The sequence below is a fragment of the Streptomyces sp. NPDC003247 genome (assembly GCF_042888135.1).
Classification (GTDB): Bacteria; Actinomycetota; Actinomycetes; order Streptomycetales; family Streptomycetaceae; genus Streptomyces.
In genome coordinates this window covers 116,727-139,524 of the sequence record NZ_JBIAPF010000013.1, presented here as the reverse complement: position 1 = coordinate 139,524, position 22,798 = coordinate 116,727, and the positions used below count along the sequence as shown (strand labels likewise).

Below are 22,798 nucleotides of genomic sequence, written 5' to 3'. Positions count from 1 at the left end.
GGAGCGAGTTGCCACCCTCCAGGCCGTGAAAGGCTTCTCCATTGGCTTGGCCATCCTGGGGCTCATAGGGGGCGGCGTCTTCCTGTTTTCCGTGAAGGGGCTCTATCTGCTCCCGGGCGAGGTGTGCGACGGTGCTGTGCAGCGAAGCGTTGTGATGCGGGCGCTGCCGAATTCGCCATCGGCAGATGAATGGGCGGATCAAGGCGGGGTGGGGCGCAACTTCTCTTTCGCTTGCAGCGTCTCGAGCGGTGACTCGATTCTGTCGGGAATGGTTGAGTTGCAGCAGGCGTCGGAAAGTGCCTGGGAAGATCATTACGGTGGTAGCGGGGACCAGCGCGTTGTGAGGGTTTCGCAGAACGGCGTCCTGGCCCTGGCACAGGTGGAGGACGACGATGCCTCCGCTTCCGTGTACGTCCCTTGCACGGTGACGGGAACGGAGGAAGACAGCGCCTCACAAGGCTATTCCCTGGTAGCTGATGTCGATGTGATCGGGGAAACCACGATCGACGGCGTCAAGCTGAGTCAAGCCCTGACCGACTTCGCCTACCAGCTCACCAAGCGAGCCTACGAACTGGCCCGATGCGAGGACTCGCGCGACTTCTCCGCAGAACTGCCCCGCTACGAGGACAACTGAGGAGGGCTGGCACCGTGAGGGACGAGGAGATCGTCAGGCGGTTCGACGGCCGTGGCCGTGTCGAACTGCAGATCGGCCGCTACGACGACGCTTCGCAGATGCGCCGGATCGAGCAGATCGGCCATCAGCTCGGATACCGGCTGCTCTCCACCGTCGACCGTGGAAGGTTCGGCTGGCATCTCGTCTACCAGCGCGACGACGCCCCTCTGGCCCGCCGCCGCGCCGAGCGGACCATTCAGCGGTTGCGCGCCGGTGGCCCGATGACGCCGCAGTTCGTCGAGGCGCCGCCCCCACCTCCGCCGCCTCCGCCCCCGGCAGGCCCCCCGCCCCCGCCCCGGCCGCGGTTCCAGGTGCCCGACGGTCCGCCTCCGCCACCGCCCGCGGTGGGCGGAACCGGGCCGCGGGTTCCGCCGCGGCCGCCGTTCCCGCCCCCGCCCGGGGAACCGCCGCCCGCCCCTCCGGGGCCGTGAGCGCGGTCAGGCGTCCTGGCGCGTCACCGTGAACGCGGCCGGCAGGCCGGCGGTGTCGGCGCAGCCGAGTGCGCGGGCCACGGCGAGGGATGCCGCGTGCAGGACGGTGAGGTTCTCCCGGCGGGTCTCCTCGGTGTCCTCGAGCGAGGTGCTCCGGTTGACGAGTTCGCCCTGGATCAGGTGCTCCTTGCCGTCGCCGTCCTTGAAGAGGCCGCTGGAGCACTTGAGGAACACCACGGCGTTCATCGCCCTCGCCAGTGCCGTCGCCGATCCCAGCCGGTACCGGGTGAAGACGGAGGCGGGGTTCTCCGGCTCCGCGTCGACCAGGCCGTAGGCGACCGAGGTGCCGCTGGACGAGTCGTCCGACGCGTCGTAGGCGAGGCAGAGTTCGTGGTCCTCCGTGGAGGTGCCGCCCGCCGTGGCGTCCGCCACGAGAGCGTCCGCCACCTCCTGCGGCCCGTCATCGGATCCCAGGGTTCTGTAGCTGTCCGTTCCCACGAGGCCGCGCAGGGAATCGCGCGCGGTCTCGGTGAGAGCGGCACCGCACAACGTCCCGGACGCCGCCGTGGCGGACGCCGTCGCGCCGGTGGCCCCGTCCGTCGGTTCGCCGCCGCCGCATCCGGTCAGCGCGGCGCCCAGCACGCACACCGTGAGTGCGGCGGTCAGCGCCGGCTTCTGCTTGAGCATCGTGTCCACGCCGTTCCGCTCAGTCGTCCGTCTGGGGCCGGTAGCCCTGCTGGTTCTCGCGGTCCGTTCCCGTGCCGTAACCGCTCAGCCACGCCTCCTCCAGGTCCTGACCGAAGTCCCCGGTCCGGTCGATGCGGTGCTGCTGGACGAAGTGGTCCATGGGGACCTCGGCGTTCGCCTCACCCGCCCGGTAGATCGCCTGGCGCTGCTCCTGGATGTCGTCGCCGCTGTCCTTCTGGTTCGACTCCGTCCAGTCCCCGACGACGTCGCCGATGGTCTGCTCCAGGGCTCCCTGCCCGGTGTCCATCACGATCGGGACGGCCGTGGCGACCAGGCCGACCGCCGCCACCTCGGGCAGCAGGGCGACGCCCGCCGCCACCGCGGCACCGGTGCCGAACTCCACCCAGCCGTTGCGCTTCTCCAGGGCCTCGTTGTACTCCTTGTCCGCCTTGAGGCCCTCCGCCTCCACCTGGTCGGCCCGGGACTGGTCCAGCATTCCCTGGATCTCGGCACCGGTGCGGACGGCTTCCCGCGCATGCCCCTCGTTGATCGAACCGTCGGCGCCGACCTGCGCCTCCAGCATGCTGCTGGTGTAGATCTTGTCCGCGGCGGAGACATCGGCGTAGGCGTCGGGGTACTCGCCGATGATGCTCAGGAAGCCGCGGGTGTCGTCGCGGCCGAACTGGGCGTGGTCGTCCGCGTCGCCCTGGGGCGCGTACAGGCTGTCCGACCGGTTCTTGTCCAGGCCCCAGCTGATGTCGTCGATGTACCCGGAGCCCATGCGGCCCAGGCTGTCCGACAGGATCTCCTGCTGCTTCGTGAGCTCGGGGTCGGTGCCGTAGGTGCTGACCACCTGCTCCATGATCCGGGCCGAGTCGGCGTCCCGGTGCAGCGTCGGGTTGACGTCGTCCCACGCGTGCCCGAGGGTCGCCGACTCCAGGGCGTGCCCGAGCGCGTCCACCCCGTGGGGCTTGCTCACGGCGCCGAGGCTGTCGGCCGGCCACTGGAACTTCTTGTCGGTCAGCTCGTCGAAGTACGTGTAGCCGAGGGTGGCGTCCTTGTCGACCGTGCCGTCGGTGCGGTAGACGTCCGGGTCCTCGTCGGAGAAGAACGCCTTGGACGCCTCCGGGCTGTGCCCCAGCGCCTCCAGGACGCTGGTCAGCGGATCGTATCCGGCGCCCACCTTGCCCGACGGGTTGTAGCCGTAGTCGAGGTCGATGCCTCCGGTGGCGGGCTTGGCCAGCGTGAAGAGGTTGGGCTGCGTGTGGTGGAGCTGGACGATGTGCTCGGCGATGGGCTTGATGAACCGGGTGTCGTAGTCGCCGTAGCGCAGGAGTCCGCCGAGCACCTGATAGCCGTACGGCTGGTTCAGACCGGCCCGCGGTATGTCCAGCCGCTCGGCGCCCAGCTTGCGGAACTGGTCGCCCCAACTGGACGGCAGGTGCGTCGCGTTGTCCGGGTCGGTGGCCGTGGCCAGGGCCATGCCCATGCTCTGCTGGAAGTCCTTGGTCAGCGCGAGCCGGGCCTTGTCGTTGCCCGCGGTGCCGTCCAGGGCCATGGTCCCGTAGAACTCCAGCGCCTTCTCCGGGCCGCCGAGTCCCTTGTAGAACTCGGTCGCGAACTCGCCGTCCTTGTCCTGGCCGTTGAACTTCACCAGCCGGTTCAGCTCGGCGAGCTCGGTGTTCGTCATGTCCTCGCCCTTCTTGGCGAGCTCCAGCGCACGGTCGACCTGGGCGTCGTTCAGCGACTCGTACGAGGCGTGGCCGGCGTTGTACGGATCGTCGCCGTGGCTGCGCTTGAGCGCCAGCTTCACCGACTGGTCGATGTCGTTCGCGCGGCCGAGACTCGTACTGATTTCGTCCGCGTACTCCTGGCGCGCCGCCGGGTCGTCCTCCTTCTCGGGCGGGGTCCCCGGCGGGATGTACAGGGAGACCGAGACCGTGCAGTCGCCGTTGTCGTGGACGGTGAAACCCTTCTTGCCCGCCTCGTCCTCCAGGGAGTTCACCTTCTTCTGGAGCGCCACCAGTTCCCGGTGGGCGTCGTCGAGCACCTGGTAGATGCTGTCCGCCTCCGACAGGAGGTCCGCGAACTCCTTGACGGTCTTCGTGACGAAGCCGCGTGTCACCGTGGCGTTGGCCCCGGCCCAGCGCGCGGTGTCCGACTTGGCCTGGAGGCCCTTCCTGGCGTCCTCCTCCAGGGTCGTCAGCTTGTCGACGGCGTTCTTCCAGTCCGACACGGCGGTCCCGAGTTTGCCGAGATCGACCGTCTTCAGGTCCGTGTAAGCCAGAGCCATGTCAGCCCCCCGTTACTTGAAGTACTCGTTGAGACGGGACACGGACATGCCCGAGAGATCGGCCGCGATGGTCGTGTCGTTCTGGGCGTGCAGCTTCTTGCTGTAGTCGAGGTGGTTGGAGATGTGCGCGCAGGCCGTCAGCACCGACTTCACCTGGGTCGTCCAGACCTCCACGGTCGTCGCCAGCGCGGCACCCATCACGAAGTTGCTGCTCTTCAGGGCGCTCGCCGCCTGGGTGGTCGACCCGTCGCCCTTGCCGTCGGCGCCGGCCCCGGCGATGTCCACGTCGTCGTGCAGCCGGCCGTGGAGGACGAACGCCTCGTGCCCGACCGCGCCGAGGTCGTCCTGGTACGCGACGAGGTCGCCCTGGCCCCCGGCCGTACCGCCACCCGAATCGGCGGGGTACTGGTTGAGACGCATATGCGTCGCGTCACCGCTGCCCGTCTGCGACTTCAGCTCTTCCCATTCGTCCCATGCCATACGGTATTTCCCCCGTCACCTGGACGTTCGATGTCCGACGGCAGTGAAGTTTGCCATGGCAACCTGTGTTAGGCCGGTTCACCCCAGCCGCTTCGTCAGCGTCAACTCCGTGTGCCCCGGCGGATAGTCCTCGATCACGCACACCACCTCGTAGCCCCGCCGCCGGTAGAACTCCGGGGCCTGGAAGTCCCAGGTCTCCAGCCGTGCCCGGCGGCAGCCCCGCTGGTCCCGGGCGACGCGTTCGGCCTCCGTGAGCAGGCGGGTGCCCAGGCCCGTGCCGCGGTGGCGTACGTCGACCCAGAGGTAGGTGACGTGCAGCCAGGTGGTCCAGGTGTGGCCGACGAGCCCGCCGGCCAGCTCGCCGGACCGGTCCGACGCCCAGACGTGGAGGGGGACCTCCCGCTCGGCGGGAGTGCCGCGCAGGGCGCGCAGGACAGGGGAGGCCACCGTGTTGGTGTCGCGGAGCCGCGAACGGAGAAGATCGCGCCGAGCCCTGTCGACTTCTGTCTCAAGACGAAACATGCGGCACACCATAAACGCGCAGGACGGCCAGTTCTGTGAATTGCCTTCCGCTCGTCGCCCACAGCCCTACGCTGTGAGCAGCACCGGTGGGGGCCGGTGCTGATCAGGGGGCGAGACAGTCGGGTACGGCGCCCGCGGTGGGGGTATCGATGTCTGCACGGCGGCGGCCGTGCCATCGCACCACCCCGCGGGCGTCGTGCCCGCGCCGGTCGTCGTTCTCCGGACCTTGGGTATCCCCTGCTCCGTGAAGGAGCCTGGGGAAGGGGGTTTCGTGGTTCGCATCCGTGTTCTGGTCGTCGACGACCACCGTATCTTCGCCGAGTCGCTCGCCGCCGCCCTGGCCGCCGAGCCCGACGTCGACGTCTCCGCGGCCGGCAGCGGCCCGGCGGCCCTGCGCAGCCTGGAGCGCGCGGCCGCCGAGGGACGCCGCTACGACGTGCTGCTCGTCGACGCCGATCTGGGCGGCCACCTGCCGGGCGTACGCTCCGCGGTGCCCGTGCAGGAGGTGGGGGAGGACGGGCTCGTCGACGGGATCACGCTCGTCGCGGGGGTCCGCGGCGCCCAGCCGCACGTCCGGGTCGTCGTCCTCGCCGAGAAGGACGACCCGCGGCGCGCCGCCCTCGCCCTCCAGGCCGGGGCGTCCGGCTGGGTCGCGAAGGACTGCTCGCTGTCACGGCTGCTCACCGTCATCCGCGGGGTGCTGCGCGAGGAGACGCACCTGCCGCCCGCCCTGCTCACCGGCGTGCTCAAGGAGCTGACCGCCGCCCGCAAGCACCGCACCGAGAGCGAGCGGCTCGTGGAGTCCCTCACCCCGCGCGAGCGGGAGGTGCTGCGCTGCATGGTCGCGGGCCTGGGGCGGAAGGCCGTCGCCGAGCGGCTGTTCCTCTCCCCGCACACCGTCCGCACCCATATGCAGAACGTCCTCGGCAAACTGGGCGTGCACTCCACCCTGGCCGCCGTCGCCCTCGCCCGCCGGGCGGGAGTCGGCCCCGTGGACCTGGGACCGGCCGGGCGGATCCGGCAGGAGGAGACCAACAGCGCCTGATCGGCTCGGACCGGGGACCAGCTGTCGGCCCGTCCCCGGTCACCTCGCCACAGCCGTAGGAACTTTGTCCGGTCGTCTCACGCGAGCCGCCGGATCGGACCCCGGTCGTCTCACGCGAGCCGCCGGACCAGTTGCCCGGCCGTCTCCCGCGAGCCGCCGAGTCGGTCTCCGGTCACCTCGCGCGAGCCCCCGGTCGTTCCCCGGAACCTCGCGCGAGCCCCCGGTCGGTCCCCGGACATCTCACGCGAGCCCCGGGGGCCGTCTCCGGTGTGATCCGCGCGTCGGGCCCTCAGCCGGGGATGTTGTCGAACGGGGCGGTCAGCTGGCGCAGCAGCCCGGCCAGTTCACCGCGCTGGGCGTGGGACAGCTCGGCCAGGATCGCCCGCTCCTGGTCGAGGAGCCCGGACAGCGCCTGGTCGGCGCGGTCCTTGCCGTCGTCCGTGAGACGCACCAGCACACCGCGCCGGTCGCTCGGATCGGGCAGCCGCTCGACCAGGCCCTTCTTCGCCAGGCGGTCGATGCGGTTCGTCATCGTGCCCGACGTGACCAGCGTCTGCGTCAGCAGCTGCCCCGGCGACAGCTGATACGGCGCCCCCGCGCGGCGGAGGGCCGTCAGCACGTCGAACTCCCACGGCTCCAACTGGTGCTCGGAGAACGCCAGACGGCGTGCCCGGTCCAGATGCCGGGCCAGCCTGCTCACCCGGCTGAGCACTTCCAGCGGTTCCACGTCGAGGTCCGGGCGCTCCCGGCGCCACGCTGCGACCAGTCGATCGACCTCGTCCTCCATGACGATCAGTGTAGTGGTTGTGTCGACATGAAGTCTCTTGGTGTCGAGTATCTTGATATCGAGACGAACGGCGGGGGAAAGTGACGGACATGACCCCCAACCCCTCCTGGGACCCCGCCCAGTACCTGCGCCACGCCGGCCACCGCGCCCGCCCCTTCACCGACCTCCTCGCCCGCGTCCCCGACCTGCCCGGCGACCCGCCCCGCATCGCCGACCTCGGCTGCGGCCCCGGACACCTCACCGCCGTCCTCGCCGACCGCTGGTCCACCGCCCGCGTCACCGGCTACGACAACTCCCCCCGCATGCTCGACCGCGCCCGGACGCACGCGGGCGCACGCCTCGACTTCGCCCACGCCGACCTCACCACCTGGACACCGGCCGAGACGTACGACCTGATCGTCTCCAACGCGGCCCTCCAATGGGTCCCCGGCCACCTCGACGCCTTCCCCGCCTGGCTCGACGGCCTCGCCCCCGGCGGCACCTTCGCCTTCCAGGTCCCCCACAACCTCGACGCGCCCCTGCACGCCCTCATGCGTGAACTCGGCACCTCCCCCCGCTGGAAAGCCCGCGTCGGCCCCGCCCTGCGCCCCGCGGACTCCGTCCACGCCCCCGACGTCTACCTCGACCGGCTCGCCCGCCTCGGCTGCGCCACCGACGTCTGGACGACGACGTACCACCACGTCCTGACCGGCGAGGACCCCGTCCTCGACTGGGCCAAGGGCACCGGCCTGCGCCCCGCCCTCGACGCCCTCACCGACGACCCCGACGCCCGCGACGCCTTCGTCACCGACTACCGCGACCTGCTGCGCAAGGCCTACCCCCGCCACCCCTACGGCACGGTCCTGCCCTTCCGCCGCCTGTTCGCCGTCGCCCGCAAAGCGGCCTGATCCCCTCTCTGTCCCCCATGTCCCCGCCCGGTGTTTGAACCCCGGTCCGCGGGTCACCCGCGGTGATGAGACAGACCGCAGACCTGACTGGGAGTGATGGACAGTGGCAGGCGAGCAGAAGTCCAAGGCGAAGATGGAACAGGCCAAGGGCAAGGCCAAGGAAACGGTCGGCCGTGCCGTGGGCAACGAGCGGATGGAGGCCGAGGGCCGCGCCGAGCAGGCGAAGGGCGACGCCCGCCAGTCCAAGGAGAAGGCGAAGGACGTCTTCAAGCACTGATCCGCGGCGACAGCGGCTGCGAACGTGAGCCGCACCTGCGTGAGGGGCCCCGTCCACCGGACGGGGCCCCTCACACGTGTCAGCTCCCGCGTGTCAGCTCTTGCGATGCCCTATCAGCCGAGGCTTCTGCTCCAGGCCGTCCAGTCCGTGCCACGCCAGGTTCACCAGGTGCGCCGCGACCTCCGCCTTCTTCGGGCGGCGCACGTCCAGCCACCACTGGCCGGTCAGGGCCACCATCCCCACCAGCGCCTGCGCGTACAGCGGCGCCAGCTTCGGGTCGAAGCCGCGGCTCTTGAACTCGCGGCCCAGGATGTCCTCCACCTGCGTGGCGATGTCCGAGATCAGGGAGGCGAAGGAACCCGTGGACTGGGGGATCGGGGAGTCCCGGACCAGGATGCGGAAACCGTCCGTGTACTCCTCGATGTAGTCCAGGAGCGCGAAGGCCGCCTGCTCGCACAGCTCACGCGGGTGGCCGGCGGTCAGGGAGCCGGTCACCATGTCCAGCAGCCGCCGCATCTCGCGGTCCACGACCACCGCGTACAGGCCCTCCTTGCCGCCGAAGTGCTCGTACACCACCGGCTTGGACACCCCGGCCTTCGCCGCGATCTCCTCCACCGACGTGCCCTCGAAACCCTTCGCCGCGAAGAGGGTGCGACCGATCTCCAGCAACTGCTGGCGGCGCTCGGCACCGGTCATCCGGGTGCGACGCGCTCGCCGCGGCTTCTCATTGCTCGGGGTACTGCTGGAGTCGGTCGCCACGCCGTCCATCATGCCGCGTCGGCGGCCGCCTTCCGGCGCCGGGAGCCGCCCCCGCCCGTGTTCCGGCGGGAATCGATACGCGAGCGTGACGGCCAGCGCACGTCGTACGCCCAGCCGAGCGCCTCGAACCAGCGGATGAACCGCGCCGACGAGTCCACCTGCCAGCGCTCCACCCCGTGCCGCGCCGACGTCGGATCGGCGTGGTGCAGGTTGTGCCAGGACTCACCGCACGACAGGACCGCCAGCCACCACACGTTGCCCGACCGGTCGCGCGACCGGAACGGCCGCTTGCCCACCGCGTGACAGATCGAGTTGATCGACCACGTCACGTGGTGCAGCAGCGCCACCCGCACCAGCGAACCCCAGAAGAACCCGGTGAACGCACCCCACCAGGACATCGTCACCAGCCCGCCGATCAGCGCCGGCAGCGACAGCGACACGGCCGTCCACAGCACGAACTGGCGGGAGATCGCCCGGATCGCCCCGTCCTTGATCAGATCCGGCGCGTACTTGTCCTGCGGGGTCTGCTCCTCGTCGAACATCCAGCCGATGTGCGCCCACCACAGGCCCTTCATCAGCGCCGGCACCGTCTCCCCGAACCGCCACGGCGAATGCGGGTCGCCCTCCGCGTCGGAGAACCTGTGGTGCTTGCGGTGGTCGGCCACCCACCGCACCAGCGGACCCTCCACCGCCATCGACCCCATGATCGCCAACGCGATCCGCAGGGGCCGCCTGGCCTTGAAGGAGCCGTGCGTGAAATACCGGTGGAAGCCGATCGTGATGCCGTGGCATCCAAGGAAGTAGAAGAAGACCAGCAGACCGAGGTCCAGCCAGCTCACCCCCCACCCCCACGCCAGCGGCACCGCCGCCAGCAGGGCCAGGAACGGGACGGTGATGAAGAGCAGCAGCGTGATCTGCTCGATCGAACGCTTCTGCTCGCCACCCAGCGTGGCGGAGAGCGCCGAGGAGCCGCCGGGCGTCGTGGAAGGGTCTTCGATCACGTCGGAGGTTGTGGTCATGCGCGTCCCCTGTGGGGTCGTGGACGGTGAGGCAGAAGCCGGGACGGCAACCGCGCCGAACTTCCTACGGTTCCGTAACCTACGGCATCGTAAGTATCGCAGTGCGCAACCCGGCGGCACGAGCCCGCCAGCCTGCGCGTCCGCACGGACACCTATCCTTGGACACGGTCGGACAGCGCGGTCCGCTCTGACTTTCTTCCCCGAAGGCCGGACCGTAAGCGGCAACGCCGCCCGGCCCAGCCCGACGGGTTCCTCCCAGACGAGCTTCAACACTGCAAGGAGCCGCACCTGTGAGCAGTGCCGACGACCAGACGACGACCAGCACCGAGCTGCGCGCCGACATCCGCCGACTGGGTGACCTCCTCGGCGAGACCCTCGTACGGCAGGAGGGCCCCGAGCTCCTCGAGCTGGTAGAGAAGGTCCGCCGCCTCACCCGAGAGGACGGCGAGGCCGCCGCCGAGCTGCTGCGCGGCACCGAACTGGAGACCGCGGCCAAGCTGGTCCGCGCCTTCTCCACCTACTTCCACCTGGCCAACGTCACCGAACAGGTCCACCGCGGCCGCGAACTGCGCGCCAAGCGCGCCGCCGAGGGCGGCCTGCTCGCCCGCACCGCCGACCGCCTCAAGGACGCCGACCCCGAGCACATCCGCGAGACGGTCCGCCACCTCAACGTCCGCCCCGTCTTCACGGCCCACCCCACCGAGGCCGCCCGCCGGTCGGTGCTCAACAAGCTCCGGCGCATCGCCGCGCTCCTGGAGACCCCGGTCATCGAATCCGACCGCCGCCGCCACGACACCCGGCTGGCCGAGAACATCGACCTCGTCTGGCAGACCGACGAACTGCGCGTCGTCCGCCCCGAACCCGCCGACGAGGCCCGCAACGCCATCTACTACCTCGACGAACTCCACGCGGGCGCCGTCGGCGACGTCCTGGAGGACCTCACCGCCGAACTCGAACGCGTCGGCGTCACCCTCCCGGACGACACCCGCCCGCTGACGTTCGGCACCTGGATCGGCGGCGACCGCGACGGCAACCCCAACGTCACCCCCCAGGTCACCTGGGACGTCCTCATCCTCCAGCACGAACACGGCATCAACGACGCCCTGGAGATGATCGACGAACTCCGCGGCTTCCTCTCCAACTCCATCCGCTACACCGGCGCGACGGAGGAACTCCTGGAGTCACTGAAGGCCGACCTCGAACGCCTGCCCGAGATCAGCCCCCGCTACAAGCGCCTCAACGCCGAAGAGCCCTACCGCCTCAAGGCCACCTGCATCCGGCAGAAGCTCGAGAACACCAAGCAGCGCCTCGCCACCGGCACCCCCCACGAGCCCGGCCACGACTACCTCGGCACCAGCGAACTCCTCGCGGACCTCACCCTCGTCCAGAGCTCCCTGCGCGAGCACCGCGGCGCCCTCTTCGCCGACGGCCGCATGAACCGCACCATCCGCACCCTCGCCGCCTTCGGCCTCCAGCTCGCCACGATGGACGTCCGCGAACACGCCGACGCCCACCACCACGCCCTCGGCCAGCTCTTCGACCGCCTCGGCGAAGAATCCTGGCGGTACGCGGACATGCCCCGCGAATACCGCACCAAGCTCCTCGCCAAGGAACTCCGCTCCCGGCGCCCGCTGGCCGGCACCCCGGCCCCCGTCGACGCCGCCGGCGAGAAGACCCTCGGCGTCTTCCTCACCGTCAAGCGCGCCCTGGAGGTCTTCGGACCCGAGGTCATCGAGTCCTACATCATCTCCATGTGCCAGGGCGCCGACGACGTCTTCGCCGCCGCCGTCCTCGCCCGCGAGGCCGGCCTGATCGACCTGCACGCCGGCTGGGCCAAGATCGGCATCGTCCCGCTCCTGGAGACCACCGACGAACTCAAGGCCGCCGACACCATCCTGGAGGACATGCTCTCCGACCCGTCGTACCGCCGCCTCGTGGCGCTGCGCGGCGACGTCCAGGAGGTCATGCTCGGCTACTCCGACTCCTCCAAGTTCGGCGGCATCACCACCAGCCAGTGGGAGATCCACCGCGCCCAGCGCCGCCTGCGCGACGTCGCCCACCGCTACGGCGTCCGCCTCCGCCTCTTCCACGGCCGCGGCGGCACCGTCGGCCGCGGCGGCGGCCCCTCCCACGACGCCATCCTCGCCCAGCCCTGGGGCACCCTCGAAGGCGAGATCAAGGTCACCGAACAGGGCGAGGTCATCTCCGACAAGTACCTCATTCCGTCCCTGGCCAGGGAAAACCTGGAACTGACCGTCGCGGCCACCCTCCAGGCCTCCGCCCTGCACACCGCCCCCCGCCAGTCCGACGAGGCCCTCGCCCGCTGGGACGCCGCCATGGACGTCGCCAGCGACGCCGCCCACGCCGCCTACCGCAGGCTCGTCGAGGACCCGGACCTGCCGACGTACTTCCTCGCGTCGACGCCGGTGGACCAGCTCGCCGACCTGCACCTGGGCTCCCGGCCCTCCCGCCGCCCCGGCTCCGGCGTCTCGCTCGACGGCCTGCGCGCCATCCCCTGGGTCTTCGGCTGGACCCAGTCACGGCAGATCGTCCCCGGCTGGTTCGGCGTCGGCTCCGGCCTCAAGGCCCTGCGCGAGGCCGGCCTGGACACCGTGCTCGACGAGATGCACGAACAGTGGCACTTCTTCCGCAACTTCATCTCCAACGTCGAGATGACCCTCGCCAAGACCGACCTGCGCATCGCCCGCCACTACGTCGACACCCTCGTCCCCGACGAGCTCAAGCACGTCTTCGACACCATCCAGGCCGAACACGAGCTCACCGTCGCCGAGGTCATGAAGATCACCGGCGAACAGGAACTGCTGGACGCCCAGCCCGTCCTCCAGCAGACCTTCGCCATCCGCGACGCCTACCTCGACCCCATCTCCTACCTCCAGGTCGCCCTGCTCAAGCGCCAGCGCGACGCCGCCACCGCCGGCGAGGAACCCGACCCCCTCCTCGCCCGCGCCCTCCTCCTCACCGTCAACGGCGTCGCCGCCGGCCTGCGCAACACCGGCTGACCCGCACCACCCGCACGAAGGGCGCCCCCGAGGCCGTACGACCCCGGAGGCGCCCTTCGCCGCACCCGCACCCCCCACACCCCGGATGCCCACACCCCGGACGCCCCCGCGCCCGCCGCGCGCTCAGACCGTCAGGAACGCCGCCGACAACAACGCCACCCCCGACCCCGCCAGCACCCACCCCACCCGCGAACGCCCCAGCCCGCCCGCCACCACCACCGACGCCAGCAGCAGCGCACCCCCCAGCGGCACCCACGCGTACAGCACCCCCGCCGGACCCGACCGCACCACCTCGTCACCGTCCGGCTTGATCACCACCGTGTACGTCCGGCCCTTCCGCACGGCCACCGACTTCTCGATCACCACCCGCGCCCGCGCCGTCGACCCCGCCGACAACGGCGTGTACGGCCCCGAACACGACTCCTCACCACACCGGGCCACCACGATCGTGCCCTGCTCCCGCCCCTTCGTCAGCATCACGTACTGCGCCGTCCCCCACGACCCCCACACCCCCGCGACCAGAATCAGCACCGCGACCGCACCCATCGCCGCCAGCCGGCCGAACCGCAGCGCGACGAGCGAAGCAGGACGCGAGACCGGACGGGACGCCGGACGGGACGCCGTACGGGCGGACCCCGGGCCCTTACGGGACGGCGCCCGGCCCTTGGACGACGAGCCCCGGCGCGACCGCGCCCGACGGGACGATGCGGCTGTGACAGGCATGGCGAGGATCATTGGCCATGCCTGAACGGCCCGTCAACCTCCGCCGTACGAACCGGCCTCCAGGATCGCCTCAGGAGTTGTACGTGCCCTGCGCCCGCTCCAACCCCTCGATCACCAGACACTCCACCGCGTCCGCCGCCCGGTCCACGAACCAGTCCAGCTCCTTGCGCTCCGCCGACGCGAAGTCCTTCAGCACGAAATCCGCCACCTGCATCCGCCCCGGCGGCCGCCCGATCCCGAACCGCACCCGGTGGTAGTCCGCACCGAACGCCTTCGTCATCGACTTCAGACCGTTGTGCCCGTTGTCCCCGCCCCCCAGCTTCAGCCGCAGCGTCCCGTAGTCGATGTCCAGCTCGTCATGGACCGCCACCACGTTCGCCACCGGCACCTTGTAGAAGTCCCGCAGCGCGTTCACCGGACCACCGGAGAGATTCATGTACGACATCGGCTTCGCCAGGATCACCCGCCGGTTCGCCGGCCCCGGCGGACCGATCCGCCCCTCGACGACCTGCGCCTGCGCCTTGCTCGCCCGCTTGAACCTCCCCCCGACCCGCTCGGCCAGCAGATCGGCCACCATGAACCCCACGTTGTGCCGGTTCATCGCGTACTCCGGCCCCGGATTGCCCAGCCCCACGATCAGCCAGGGGGCGTTGGGGTCGCTCGTCACGTCCATGTCTCCTTGATACGCGCCAGCCGCTGCCCCCGTACACGACGCACAGGAACAGCGGCTGACGAAAGAACGACGAAGGTGAGGATCAGGCCTCGGCGACCTCGGCGCCCTCGGCCGCCTCGCCCTCCGCGGCCTCCTCGGCCTGCGCGGCCAGCACCTGGAGGACGACCGCGTCCTCGTCGACCGCCAGCGTCACACCGTTCGGCAGCTTGATGTCCTTGGCGTGGACCGAGGCACCGGCCGCCAGACCCTCCACGGACACGGTGACGGCCTCCGGGATGTGCGTGGCCTCGGCCTCGACCGGCAGCGCGTTCAGCACGTGCTCGAGCAGGTTGCCGCCCGCGGCCAGCTCACCCTCGGTCTGGACCGGGATCTCGACCGTGACCTTCTCGCCCCGCTTGACCAGCAGCAGGTCGACGTGCTCCAGGAAGCCCTTCAGCGGGTCGCGCTGCACGGCCTTCGGGATCGCCAGCTCGTTGGACTTGCCGTCGATGTCCAGGGAGATCAGGACGTTCGGCGTACGCAGCGCCAGCAGCAGGTCGTGGCCCGGCAGCGTCAGGTGCAGCGGCTGGGAGCCGTGACCGTAGAGAACACCGGGGACCTTGTTGTCGCGGCGGATACGACGCGCGGCACCCTTGCCGAACTCGGTGCGCGTCTCGGCGGCGAGCTTCACCTCGGACATATGGATCACTCCTCGTAGAAGTCAGGAACGGACGTGGTCACCCGGCCACGAACGGCCTGCTACGAAGAGCGCGTCGATAACGGACCGCCGTACCACCGTCCGAAGACGACGTACGGCCTCCCTCGCCGAGCAACTGGAACAGTCTACTCGGCGCGGAAGGCCGCAGAGAAATCGATCCATCGATCAGTCGGTCAACCGATCAGTCGATCGATCCATCGATCCATCGGTCCAGCGATCAGCGGGAACCGTCAGCAGAATCGATCATGCGCAACGTTCGGCAGCTCACTGCTCGTCGAACAGGCTCGTCACCGAACCGTCCTCGAACACCTCACGCACCGCACTCGCGATCGTCGGCGCGATCGACAGCACCGTGATCTTGTCCAGCTCCAGCTCACCCGGCGTCGGCAGCGTGTTCGTGAACACGAACTCACTCACCTTCGAGTTCTTCAGACGATCGGCCGCCGGACCCGACAGCACACCGTGCGTCGCCGTCACGATCACGTCCTCCGCACCGTGCGCGAACAACGCGTCCGCGGCCGCACAGATCGTGCCACCCGTGTCGATCATGTCGTCCACCAGGACACACACACGACCCTTGACCTCGCCCACGACCTCGTGGACCGTCACCTGGTTCGCCACGTCCTTGTCACGCCGCTTGTGCACGATCGCCAGCGGCGCCCCCAGACGGTCGCACCAGCGGTCCGCCACCCGCACACGGCCGGCGTCCGGCGAGACCACCGTCAGCTTCGTCTTGTCCACCTTGCTGCCCACGTAGTCCGCCAGCAGCGGCAGCGCGAACAGGTGATCCACCGGACCGTCGAAGAAGCCCTGGATCTGGTCCGTGTGCAGATCGACGGTGAGGATCCGGTCCGCACCCGCCGTCTTCATCATGTCCGCGACCAGACGCGCCGAGATCGGCTCACGACCACGGTGCTTCTTGTCCTGCCGCGCATAACCGTAGAACGGCACGATCACCGTGATCGAACGCGCCGACGCACGCTTCAGGGCGTCGATCATGATCAACTGTTCCATGATCCACTTATTGATCGGAGCCGTGTGGCTCTGGATCAGGAAACAGTCCGCACCACGAGCGGACTCCTGATAACGAACGTAGATCTCACCATTGGCGAAATCGAAGGCCTTCGTCGGGACGACCCCGACACCCAGCTGGTGGGCGACCTCCTCGGCAAGCTCGGGGTGGGCGCGGCCGGAGAAGAACATCAACTTCTTCTCGCCGGTCGTCTTGATCCCGGTCACAGCACAGTCTCCTCAGAGGTTTCTCAGCCGGCTGTCGAGAGACCTCGCCACTGGGCGCGACGCGGCCGTCTCGGCTGGTGGGGTGCGGGTTGCACCTATCACGGTACGCCGAGATCGGCGCGACCGTTTCCCCTCAGTCCTCGCCACCACCCTGCCCGGACACCGCCTCGGCCGCCTTCGCCGCCGCACTGCCCGGACGCTTACGAGCCACCCAACCCTCGATATTCCGCTGCTGACCACGGGCCACAGCCAGCGAACCGGGCGGCACATCCTTCGTGATCACGGACCCCGCAGCGGTGTACGCGCCGTCCCCGACCGTGACAGGAGCCACAAACATGTTGTCCGAACCCGTACGGCAGTGCGACCCCACCGTCGTGTGGTGCTTGTCCTGCCCGTCATAATTCACGAACACACTCGCCGCACCGATGTTCGTGTACTCACCGATCGTCGCGTCACCGACGTACGACAGGTGCGGAACCTTCGTCCCCTCACCGATCGACGCGTTCTTCGTCTCGACGTACGTCCCCACCTTCGCCTTCAACCCCAGACGCGTCCCCGGACGCAGATACGCGTACGGACCCACCGACGCCTGCGCCCCCACCCGCGCACCATCGGCCACCGTGTTGTCCACCCGCGCCCCGGCACCCACCGACGTGTCCTTCAAACGACTGTTCGGACCCACCTCGGCACCCTCACCGACATGCGTCGACCCCAGCAACTGCGTCCCCGGATGCACCACCGCGTCCTGCTCGAACGTCACCGTCACATCCACCCACGTCGACGCCGGATCCACCACCGTCACACCGGCCAACATCGCCGCCGTCAACAGACGGTCGTTGAGAGCCCGCCGCGCCTCCGCCAACTGCACCCGGTTGTTGATCCCCGCGATCTCACGGTGATCACCCGCCAGCGACGCACCCACCCGATGACCCGCCTCACGCAGAATCGACAGCACGTCCGTCAGGTACTCCTCACCCTGACTGTTGTCCGTCCGCACCTGCTTCAGCGCCTCCGCCAGCAGCACACCGTCGAACGCGAACACACCCGAATTGATCTCACGGATCGCCCGCTGCACCGCGGTCGCGTCCTTGTGCTCCACGATCGCGGTCACCGCACCGGACACCTCGTCCCGCACGATCCGCCCGTACCCCGTCGCGTCCGGCACCTCCGCCGTCAGCACCGTCACGGCATTGCCGTCCGCCTCGTGCGTCGCCGCCAGCTCCGCCAGCGTCGCACCCGTCAGCAGCGGAGTGTCACCGCAGACGACCACGACCGTCCCCTCGACGCTCCCGCCGAGCTGCTCCAGCCCCATCCGGACGGCGTGCCCCGTACCGTGCTGCTCCGCCTGGATCGCGGTCCGCACCTTGGGGTCGATCCCGGTGAGGTGCTCGGTGACCTGCTCCCGCGCGTGCCCGACCACGACGACCAGGTTCTCCGGCTTCAACTCACGGGCGGCCGCCAGCACATGACCCACGAGGCTACGGCCACAGATCTCGTGCAGGACCTTGGGTGTGGCCGACTTCATGCGGGTGCCCTCACCCGCTGCGAGAACGACGACGGCTGCCGGGCGAATGGCGCTCACGGAGTTGCCCTTCGGCTGTGTAGGGGTGGAGACATCCGAAGGATACCGGGGCGTTTCTTGGGGGACATGTGAGTGGGCCCTGACGTTGCTGTCAGGGCCCACGTACCGGCTCCCGGGGCAGGAGTCGAACCTGCGTCTTACCTGGATTCAAAGTCCAGTCGCCCCTACCGACAGAGCAACCCGGGAATGCCGGGGTCAGCCTACGGGGTTCGCTGGTTGGCTGCCACCACCATCCCTGACCACCACCCCTCGATGCGGCGGTACAGTTCGGCCCCCTGCAGGACACTGATCACGAGACATCCCCGGTAGTGCTCGCCCACGTTTTTGCGGACGGTCTTGGGATTGTGCTTCTTGATGGTCGTCGGCTGGAACATGGAGACGTCCACACCGACGAGGTCGGCCCAGTAGCGATTGGCGCCTTCGACGTCAGCTGTCATGTGGATCATCACTCGCCAGCGTAGGCGTTCACGCTCCACGCCCAGCAGGTTCAGCCAGGCCAGGTAGATCCGGATAACACCGGGGTCGCTGTTGACGAACTGCACATTCTCCCGCCGCGCATACGGTTTGTCCTTAGCTCCCTCGGCCCAGTAGAGGGCGACACCGGCCATGAACAAGTCGCGATCCGACATCGCGCCGATCTGCTCCGCTGCGATTGCCTTGGTGCGACGTCGCTGCTCGTCGCGCACCGCTAGCTCATGTTCCCACCTCATTCGAGACGCGAGCCTTGCTTGTTCCGCTGAGTCCCGCCGCTCGGGCTTCGGTAGATCCCTGACCCACAGCGAGATCGAGCTCTTCGAGCAGCCCAGCTCCACCTGGATCTGGTCGTACGTCCAGCCCTGGAGTCGTAGCTCCCTCGCCCTGTCGCGGAGGTCGTCCTTCGCGTTCGGCCGCTTCGTCCACTCGGGGGCCGGCTCGCCCTCCAGGAGCCGGTTGAGGATGTCGTTGTTGTCGACGTGGAGTCGGTCGCGGATCTGCCGTCGGCTGAGCCCGGCCCGTCGCAGGGCGACCGCCCGTTCCCGTAGCCCCTCGAAGTCCGCGTACTTGCCGCTGAAATGTGCCATGGGCATACCGTCCGGGCGGAATGGAGGGTTCCGGGGTCGAACGGTCGTGGTTCAGCAGTTCGAGGGATACCGGTGGGTTTCGGGGTTGTTCGGTTGTGGGGCGTGGTGTGGGCCGGTCGTGGAAAGTCGCCGGAAAAGCCGGGGCCGGCGCCCGTAGGCTGGGGGCATGACCACGACGGGGGAAGAGGGCACGGCGGCTCGGGGAGGGCCGTGGTGGTGGGCCAGGCGCCGTAGTGCGGTGTTCGACTGCGGTCTCGCGGCGGTGTCGGCCGCGGAGTGTGCGGTGGAGGGGATTCCGTTCGCGCGGGACGCGGGGATCCCGGTGGCGGCGGGGGTGGTCTTCGGGCTGCTCGCGGGGTCCGTGTTGCTGGTGCGCAGGCAGTGGCCCATCGCGGTGGTGCTGGTGGCGATCGCGATCACCCCTGCCCAGATGGGCTTCCTGATGGGGATCGTGGGGCTGTACACGCTGGCCGCGTCGGAGCTGCCGCGGCGGATCATCGGGTCGCTGGCGGGGATGCAGCTGGTGGGGACGTTGATCGTGACGTTCGTGCGGGTGCGGCAGGACATGGTGCGGGGGGATCTGGATCTGGGGGACTGGTTCGTGCCGTTCGCCTCGATCACGACGTCGTTGGGGCTGACGGCGCCGCCGGTGCTGCTGGGGTTGTACGTGGGGGCGCGGCGGCGGCTGATGGAGAGTCTGCGGGAGCGGGCGGACAGCCTGGAGCGGGAGTTGCAGCTGCTGGCCGAGCGGGCGGAGGAGCGGGCCGAGTGGGCGCGGAGTGAGGAGCGGACGCGGATCGCTCGGGAGATGCATGACGTGGTGGCGCACCGGGTGAGCCTGATGGTGGTGCATGCGGCGGCGTTGCAGGCGGTGGCGCGGAAGGATCCGGAGAAGGCGGTGCGCAATGCCGCGTTGGTGGGGGACATGGGGCGGCAGGCGTTGACGGAGTTGCGGGAGATGCTGGGGGTGTTGCGCAGCGGTGAGGGGGTGCGGCGGGTGGCGGCGCCGGTGGCGGTGGTGGCGCCGGTGGTGTCGCGGGGTGGGGAGGAGGGTGAGGGGCCGTGTCTGTCGGAGTTGGAGGAGTTGGTGGGGCAGTCGGCGGCTGCGGGGATGGTGGTGGAGTTGTCGGTGGAGGGTGAGGTGCGGGCGTATGCGCCGGAGGTGGAGCAGACGGCGTTCCGGGTGGTGCAGGAGGCGTTGACGAATGTGCACAAGCATGCGGCGGGGGCGAAGACGCATGTGAGGTTGGCGCATCGGGTGGCGGAGATCGCGATGCAGGTGGAGAACGAGCCGCCGTCGGAGGTGGGGTCGGCGTCGTCGGCGGGGTTGCCGTCGGGGGGGAACGGGTTGGTGGGGATGAGGGAGCGGGTGGTGGGGTTGGGTGGGGTGTTCGTGTCGGGGCCGACGGAGGCGGGGGGTTTTCGGGTGTCGGCGGTGATTCCGGCGGCGTAGAGCAGCGTGGAGCGGCGTGGAGCGGCGTGGAGCGGCGGGGTGGGGTGGTCAGCCGGCGGTGAGGCGGACGGGTTCGATGCCGGAGACGAGGGTGCCGAGGGCTTGGTCGATGTCGGGGCCGAGGTACCAGTCGCCGGTGTGGTCGAGGGCGTAGACGCGGCCTTGGGCGTCGATGGCGAGGAGGGCCTGGCTGTCGGTTTCGGTGCCGAGGGGGCTGATGTCGGTGTGGAGGGCGCGGCCGAGGTCGCCGAGGGTGCGGGCGAGGTGGAGGCCGTGGAGGGGGTCGAGGTCGAGGTTGACGGGGGCGATCTGGCGGCCGGGGCCGGTGGGGGTGATGTGGAGGCCGCCGAATTCGGCCCAGGCTTCGACGGCGGCGGGGAAGACGGCGTGGCGGTGGCCGGCGGGGGAGGCGTGGTCGCGGAGGGTGTCGGCCCAGATCTCGGCTTGTTTGATGTCCCAGCGTCCGGGTTGCCAGCCGGCGGTGCGGAGGGCTGCGTCGACGGGGACGGGGAAGCGGGTGGTGGAGGTGCGGTCGGGGTGCATGGGCCTGTCGTGGGTCGGGGTTGGGGTCGGGGTCGTGGGGGCCGCCGTGATGGGGGTGTGTGGGGTGTGTGGGTGTGTGGGGTGGGGGTCAGGCGTCGGCTGCGGTGGGGTCGATGATGCGTACGCCGAAGTGGGCGCTGAGGGCGGTGCAGGCGCGGCAGGGGGTGGCGAAGCTGCCGTGGAGGGGGTCGCCGTCCTCGCGGATGCGTCGTGCGGTGAGTTTGGCGTGTTTGAGTGTTTTGCGGGCTTCGCCGTTGGTCATGGGTCTGCGGGCCGCGCGTTTGCTGCGGGCGGAGTCGGCGGCGGTGATGTGGCGGGAGATGAGGAGTGCCTCGGCGCAGCGGCCGGTGAAGCGGTCGCGTTGGCTGCTGGTGAGGGTGTCGAGGAAGTCCTGGACGAGGGGGTGGAGTGCCGGGGGGTGGTCGCCTCGGGCGGCGGTGCCGGTGAGGGTGGCGCCGCGGACGGAGAGGGCGGCGGCGATGGCGGGGAGTATGCCGTCGCGGCGGTGGCGGAGGGTGGGGGCGTGGGGGGTCTCGTCGTGGCTCCAGCCGATGCGGGGGTCGCCGGAGTGGCTGGTGTGCGGTCCCGTTTGTGTGGCGTTCATGATCGTCTTTCCCCTCCCTTGCATCCCCCCGGAGGACACAGGGTGCCAAATGGCGTGGCGTGTGTGGAAGCTGGGGCGGTGCGACACGCCCGTGCGGGGGCGGGCTGTCACGGCGGGGTGACGGCTGGTCACGGAAGTGGAGGGCCGGTGACCGGTGTCGTCGTACCGCATAGGCTGTCGGCACCGCCCGGCGCGCGGTTGACGCGCGGGGAGACCGTTGGAGACAGCCGCAATACGGGATGCGGTGGCCGGTACCGGAAGCGGAACCGGTCGCTGTGGTCCGTACCGAGTGCCGCAGGGGGCAACCGCGATGACGACAGGTCGGCTCGGGCTGGGGGCACCGCCCAGCCGCCAGGCCGGGGGACACGCCGTGCCGCCGAACGCGGCTTATGCGGGGCAGGTCGTGCATTTCCCGGATCCGGTGCGTGCCGCGCGTCACCCGAGGGGGGTACGGGTCGATGAGCGGGGTTACCCCGACTTCTCCTCGTACGCGCGGGCGGCGGCGGAGATCGCGGAGCCTCCGGAGGGGTTCGGGGTCGATGAGTTGCGGCTGACGGACTATGTGTCGGCGAACGCGGCGCTGGCGGCGTCGGGGCACGAGTTGTGGGACACGGTGGCGAGTGTGGCGACGCCGCACGGCTGGACGTGGCATCACGTGGTGGGTTCGCGGCGTCTTGAGCTGGTGCCGGTCGAGGTGAAGGCGTTGTTGCGGCATCACGGTGGTGTGGCGACGGCGGTGGTGGATCAGGGGAAGCGGGGGACGCGTCCGTTGCAGGAGACGCGTCCGGCGCATTTCGGGCTGCCGAAGTCGGGTGTGGCGGTGTCGGAGTCGCAGGTGCAGGGGGTGGAGGAGGATCTGGGGTACCGGCTGCCGGGTGCTTACCGGTCGTTCCTGAAGGCGGCGGGTGGGTGTGCGCCGGTGGGGGTGGCGCTGGACGCGGAGTTGGGGCTGCTGGTGGACCAGCCGTTCTTCACGGTGCGGGACGAGGCGGCGGTCAACGACCTGGTGTATGTGAACAAGTGCCTGCGGGACCATCTGACGAAGGACTATCTGGGTGTCGGGTTCGTGCAGGGTGGTCTGCTGGCCGTGAAGGTGAAGGGCGAGCGGGTCGGTTCGGTGTGGTTCTGCGCGTACGACGACGCGCGGGACGTGGATCCGGCGTGGTCGCCGGCGGAGCGGGTGGAGCGGTTGTTGCTGCCGTGCGGTGAGGATTTCGACGTGTTCCTGTCGCGTCTGGCGGGTCGGCCGCCGGAGTTGGAGACGGTGGCGAACCTGATGGTGGACGGTGGGTTCGCGCGGGTCGTGCCGGTGTCGTCCGTGGGCGCGGGGGAGTGATTCGGCG

General features: G+C 69.8%; 23 protein-coding genes and 1 tRNA gene. 8 read left to right on the top strand and 16 right to left on the bottom strand.

All coding sequences use genetic code 11. The features are described from left to right. Nucleotides 1-25: 25 nt before the first annotated feature. Together ACFYWQ_RS34990 and ACFYWQ_RS34985 are read left to right on the top strand one after the other, a co-directional pair. Nucleotides 26-634 (top strand): hypothetical protein, encoded by a 609-nt coding sequence (locus ACFYWQ_RS34990; protein WP_389522248.1) that lies wholly within the window; start codon nt 26-28, stop codon nt 632-634. A gap of 14 nt (nt 635-648) precedes the next feature. After that, nucleotides 649-1,104 carry a hypothetical protein gene (locus ACFYWQ_RS34985; RefSeq protein ID WP_389522247.1) on the top strand — a complete coding sequence of 152 codons (456 nt, stop codon included), beginning with the start codon at nt 649-651 and terminating at the stop codon, nt 1,102-1,104. 6 nt (nt 1,105-1,110) lie between these two features. Here the strand turns inward: ACFYWQ_RS34985 and ACFYWQ_RS34980 are convergent, their stop codons facing one another. From ACFYWQ_RS34980 to ACFYWQ_RS34965, 4 genes are all read right to left on the bottom strand, one after another. Beyond that, on the bottom strand, nt 1,111-1,800 hold the full coding sequence (locus ACFYWQ_RS34980) for a hypothetical protein (RefSeq protein ID WP_389522245.1): 690 nt from the start codon (nt 1,798-1,800) through the stop codon (nt 1,111-1,113). Between the two features lie 10 nt (nt 1,801-1,810). Further along, entirely contained in the window at nt 1,811-4,084 is a 2,274-nt protein-coding gene (locus ACFYWQ_RS34975; RefSeq protein WP_389522243.1) for a hypothetical protein, read from the bottom strand. A 12-nt stretch (nt 4,085-4,096) separates the two neighbouring features. Beyond that, nucleotides 4,097-4,564, bottom strand: a complete 468-nt coding sequence (locus ACFYWQ_RS34970) for a hypothetical protein (RefSeq protein ID WP_389522241.1) — start codon at nt 4,562-4,564, stop codon at nt 4,097-4,099. A 78-nt stretch (nt 4,565-4,642) separates the two neighbouring features. Continuing rightward, nucleotides 4,643-5,098, bottom strand: a complete 456-nt coding sequence (locus ACFYWQ_RS34965) for a GNAT family N-acetyltransferase (protein ID WP_389522239.1) — start codon at nt 5,096-5,098, stop codon at nt 4,643-4,645. 259 nt (nt 5,099-5,357) lie between these two features. Between ACFYWQ_RS34965 and ACFYWQ_RS34960 the strand changes: the two genes are divergently transcribed. Then, nucleotides 5,358-6,131: a LuxR C-terminal-related transcriptional regulator gene (locus ACFYWQ_RS34960; protein WP_389522237.1), complete on the top strand. Its 774-nt coding sequence runs from the start codon at nt 5,358-5,360 to the stop codon at nt 6,129-6,131. Nucleotides 6,132-6,420: 289 nt separating this feature from the next. Here ACFYWQ_RS34960 and ACFYWQ_RS34955 read toward each other — a convergent pair whose 3' ends face one another. Beyond that, nucleotides 6,421-6,918 (bottom strand): MarR family winged helix-turn-helix transcriptional regulator, encoded by a 498-nt coding sequence (locus tag ACFYWQ_RS34955; RefSeq protein ID WP_389522235.1) that lies wholly within the window; start codon nt 6,916-6,918, stop codon nt 6,421-6,423. Nucleotides 6,919-7,007: 89 nt separating this feature from the next. Here ACFYWQ_RS34955 and ACFYWQ_RS34950 point away from each other — a divergent pair, with 89 nt between their 5' ends. After that, a complete protein-coding gene (locus tag ACFYWQ_RS34950; protein WP_389522233.1) occupies nt 7,008-7,805 on the top strand; it encodes a trans-aconitate 2-methyltransferase in 798 nt (265 codons plus the stop codon). 103 nt (nt 7,806-7,908) lie between these two features. After that, nucleotides 7,909-8,082 carry a CsbD family protein gene (locus ACFYWQ_RS34945; protein ID WP_389522231.1) on the top strand — a complete coding sequence of 58 codons (174 nt, stop codon included), beginning with the start codon at nt 7,909-7,911 and terminating at the stop codon, nt 8,080-8,082. A 93-nt stretch (nt 8,083-8,175) separates the two neighbouring features. Here the strand turns inward: ACFYWQ_RS34945 and ACFYWQ_RS34940 are convergent, their stop codons facing one another. After that, nucleotides 8,176-8,853, bottom strand: a complete 678-nt coding sequence (locus ACFYWQ_RS34940) for a TetR family transcriptional regulator (RefSeq protein WP_389522229.1) — start codon at nt 8,851-8,853, stop codon at nt 8,176-8,178. Next, nucleotides 8,850-9,860 carry an acyl-CoA desaturase gene (locus tag ACFYWQ_RS34935; protein ID WP_389522227.1) on the bottom strand — a complete coding sequence of 337 codons (1,011 nt, stop codon included), beginning with the start codon at nt 9,858-9,860 and terminating at the stop codon, nt 8,850-8,852. Before ACFYWQ_RS34935 ends, ACFYWQ_RS34940 begins: the two co-directional genes overlap by 4 nt. Nucleotides 9,861-10,150: 290 nt before the next feature. Here ACFYWQ_RS34935 and ppc point away from each other — a divergent pair, with 290 nt between their 5' ends. Then, nucleotides 10,151-12,880, top strand: a complete 2,730-nt coding sequence (gene ppc / locus ACFYWQ_RS34930; RefSeq protein ID WP_389522226.1) for a phosphoenolpyruvate carboxylase — start codon at nt 10,151-10,153, stop codon at nt 12,878-12,880. A gap of 123 nt (nt 12,881-13,003) precedes the next feature. Here ppc and ACFYWQ_RS34925 read toward each other — a convergent pair whose 3' ends face one another. From ACFYWQ_RS34925 to ACFYWQ_RS34895, 7 genes are all read right to left on the bottom strand, one after another. Then, nucleotides 13,004-13,603: a hypothetical protein gene (locus ACFYWQ_RS34925; protein ID WP_389522224.1), complete on the bottom strand. Its 600-nt coding sequence runs from the start codon at nt 13,601-13,603 to the stop codon at nt 13,004-13,006. Between the two features lie 70 nt (nt 13,604-13,673). Further along, nucleotides 13,674-14,276: an aminoacyl-tRNA hydrolase gene (pth, locus tag ACFYWQ_RS34920; RefSeq protein WP_389522222.1), complete on the bottom strand. Its 603-nt coding sequence runs from the start codon at nt 14,274-14,276 to the stop codon at nt 13,674-13,676. Between the two features lie 82 nt (nt 14,277-14,358). Next, nucleotides 14,359-14,955, bottom strand: coding sequence for a 50S ribosomal protein L25/general stress protein Ctc (locus tag ACFYWQ_RS34915; RefSeq protein WP_389522221.1), 597 nt, complete (start codon nt 14,953-14,955; stop codon nt 14,359-14,361). 282 nt (nt 14,956-15,237) lie between these two features. Then, entirely contained in the window at nt 15,238-16,212 is a 975-nt protein-coding gene (locus ACFYWQ_RS34910; protein WP_389522219.1) for a ribose-phosphate diphosphokinase, read from the bottom strand. Nucleotides 16,213-16,345: 133 nt separating this feature from the next. Next, the gene (glmU, locus tag ACFYWQ_RS34905) at nt 16,346-17,794 is read right to left on the bottom strand and encodes a bifunctional UDP-N-acetylglucosamine diphosphorylase/glucosamine-1-phosphate N-acetyltransferase GlmU (RefSeq protein WP_389522218.1); all 1,449 of its coding nucleotides are present in this window, start codon (nt 17,792-17,794) and stop codon (nt 16,346-16,348) included. Between the two features lie 109 nt (nt 17,795-17,903). Then, nucleotides 17,904-17,980, bottom strand: a tRNA-Gln gene (locus ACFYWQ_RS34900). 14 nt (nt 17,981-17,994) lie between these two features. Next, nucleotides 17,995-18,855: a hypothetical protein gene (locus tag ACFYWQ_RS34895; RefSeq protein WP_389522216.1), complete on the bottom strand. Its 861-nt coding sequence runs from the start codon at nt 18,853-18,855 to the stop codon at nt 17,995-17,997. A gap of 166 nt (nt 18,856-19,021) precedes the next feature. Here ACFYWQ_RS34895 and ACFYWQ_RS34890 point away from each other — a divergent pair, with 166 nt between their 5' ends. Then, nucleotides 19,022-20,308 carry a sensor histidine kinase gene (locus ACFYWQ_RS34890; protein ID WP_389522214.1) on the top strand — a complete coding sequence of 429 codons (1,287 nt, stop codon included), beginning with the start codon at nt 19,022-19,024 and terminating at the stop codon, nt 20,306-20,308. 48 nt (nt 20,309-20,356) lie between these two features. On the opposite strand, the gene ACFYWQ_RS34885 is transcribed toward ACFYWQ_RS34890, so the two are convergent. Together ACFYWQ_RS34885 and ACFYWQ_RS34880 are read right to left on the bottom strand one after the other, a co-directional pair. Continuing rightward, the gene (locus tag ACFYWQ_RS34885) at nt 20,357-20,851 is read right to left on the bottom strand and encodes an SUKH-3 domain-containing protein (protein ID WP_389522212.1); all 495 of its coding nucleotides are present in this window, start codon (nt 20,849-20,851) and stop codon (nt 20,357-20,359) included. Nucleotides 20,852-20,939: 88 nt separating this feature from the next. Next, the gene (locus ACFYWQ_RS34880) at nt 20,940-21,455 is read right to left on the bottom strand and encodes a YwqJ-related putative deaminase (protein WP_389522211.1); all 516 of its coding nucleotides are present in this window, start codon (nt 21,453-21,455) and stop codon (nt 20,940-20,942) included. A gap of 310 nt (nt 21,456-21,765) precedes the next feature. On the opposite strand from ACFYWQ_RS34880, the gene ACFYWQ_RS34875 reads away from it, so the two are divergent. Then, nucleotides 21,766-22,791 (top strand): SMI1/KNR4 family protein, encoded by a 1,026-nt coding sequence (locus ACFYWQ_RS34875; RefSeq protein ID WP_389522209.1) that lies wholly within the window; start codon nt 21,766-21,768, stop codon nt 22,789-22,791. The last annotated feature ends 7 nt before the right edge of the window (nt 22,792-22,798 follow it).

What these genes read in the sequence shown, in the direction of transcription:
- ACFYWQ_RS34975 (WP_389522243.1), bottom strand. Translation starts at nt 4,084, where the DNA reads ATGGCTCTGGCTTACACGGACCTGAAGACGGTCGATCTCGGCAAACTC.
- ACFYWQ_RS34935 (WP_389522227.1), bottom strand. Translation starts at nt 9,860, where the DNA reads ATGACCACAACCTCCGACGTGATCGAAGACCCTTCCACGACGCCCGGC.
- ACFYWQ_RS34890 (WP_389522214.1), top strand. Translation starts at nt 19,022, where the DNA reads ATGACCACGACGGGGGAAGAGGGCACGGCGGCTCGGGGAGGGCCGTGG.
- ACFYWQ_RS34880 (WP_389522211.1), bottom strand. Translation starts at nt 21,455, where the DNA reads ATGAACGCCACACAAACGGGACCGCACACCAGCCACTCCGGCGACCCC.
- ACFYWQ_RS34895 (WP_389522216.1), bottom strand. Translation starts at nt 18,855, where the DNA reads ATGGCACATTTCAGCGGCAAGTACGCGGACTTCGAGGGGCTACGGGAA.
- ACFYWQ_RS34925 (WP_389522224.1), bottom strand. Translation starts at nt 13,603, where the DNA reads ATGCCTGTCACAGCCGCATCGTCCCGTCGGGCGCGGTCGCGCCGGGGC.
- ACFYWQ_RS34965 (WP_389522239.1), bottom strand. Translation starts at nt 5,098, where the DNA reads ATGGTGTGCCGCATGTTTCGTCTTGAGACAGAAGTCGACAGGGCTCGG.
- ACFYWQ_RS34940 (WP_389522229.1), bottom strand. Translation starts at nt 8,853, where the DNA reads ATGATGGACGGCGTGGCGACCGACTCCAGCAGTACCCCGAGCAATGAG.
- ACFYWQ_RS34950 (WP_389522233.1), top strand. Translation starts at nt 7,008, where the DNA reads ATGACCCCCAACCCCTCCTGGGACCCCGCCCAGTACCTGCGCCACGCC.
- ACFYWQ_RS34875 (WP_389522209.1), top strand. Translation starts at nt 21,766, where the DNA reads ATGACGACAGGTCGGCTCGGGCTGGGGGCACCGCCCAGCCGCCAGGCC.
- pth (WP_389522222.1), bottom strand. Translation starts at nt 14,276, where the DNA reads ATGGACGTGACGAGCGACCCCAACGCCCCCTGGCTGATCGTGGGGCTG.
- ACFYWQ_RS34955 (WP_389522235.1), bottom strand. Translation starts at nt 6,918, where the DNA reads ATGGAGGACGAGGTCGATCGACTGGTCGCAGCGTGGCGCCGGGAGCGC.
- ACFYWQ_RS34970 (WP_389522241.1), bottom strand. Translation starts at nt 4,564, where the DNA reads ATGGCATGGGACGAATGGGAAGAGCTGAAGTCGCAGACGGGCAGCGGT.
- ACFYWQ_RS34915 (WP_389522221.1), bottom strand. Translation starts at nt 14,955, where the DNA reads ATGTCCGAGGTGAAGCTCGCCGCCGAGACGCGCACCGAGTTCGGCAAG.
- ACFYWQ_RS34885 (WP_389522212.1), bottom strand. Translation starts at nt 20,851, where the DNA reads ATGCACCCCGACCGCACCTCCACCACCCGCTTCCCCGTCCCCGTCGAC.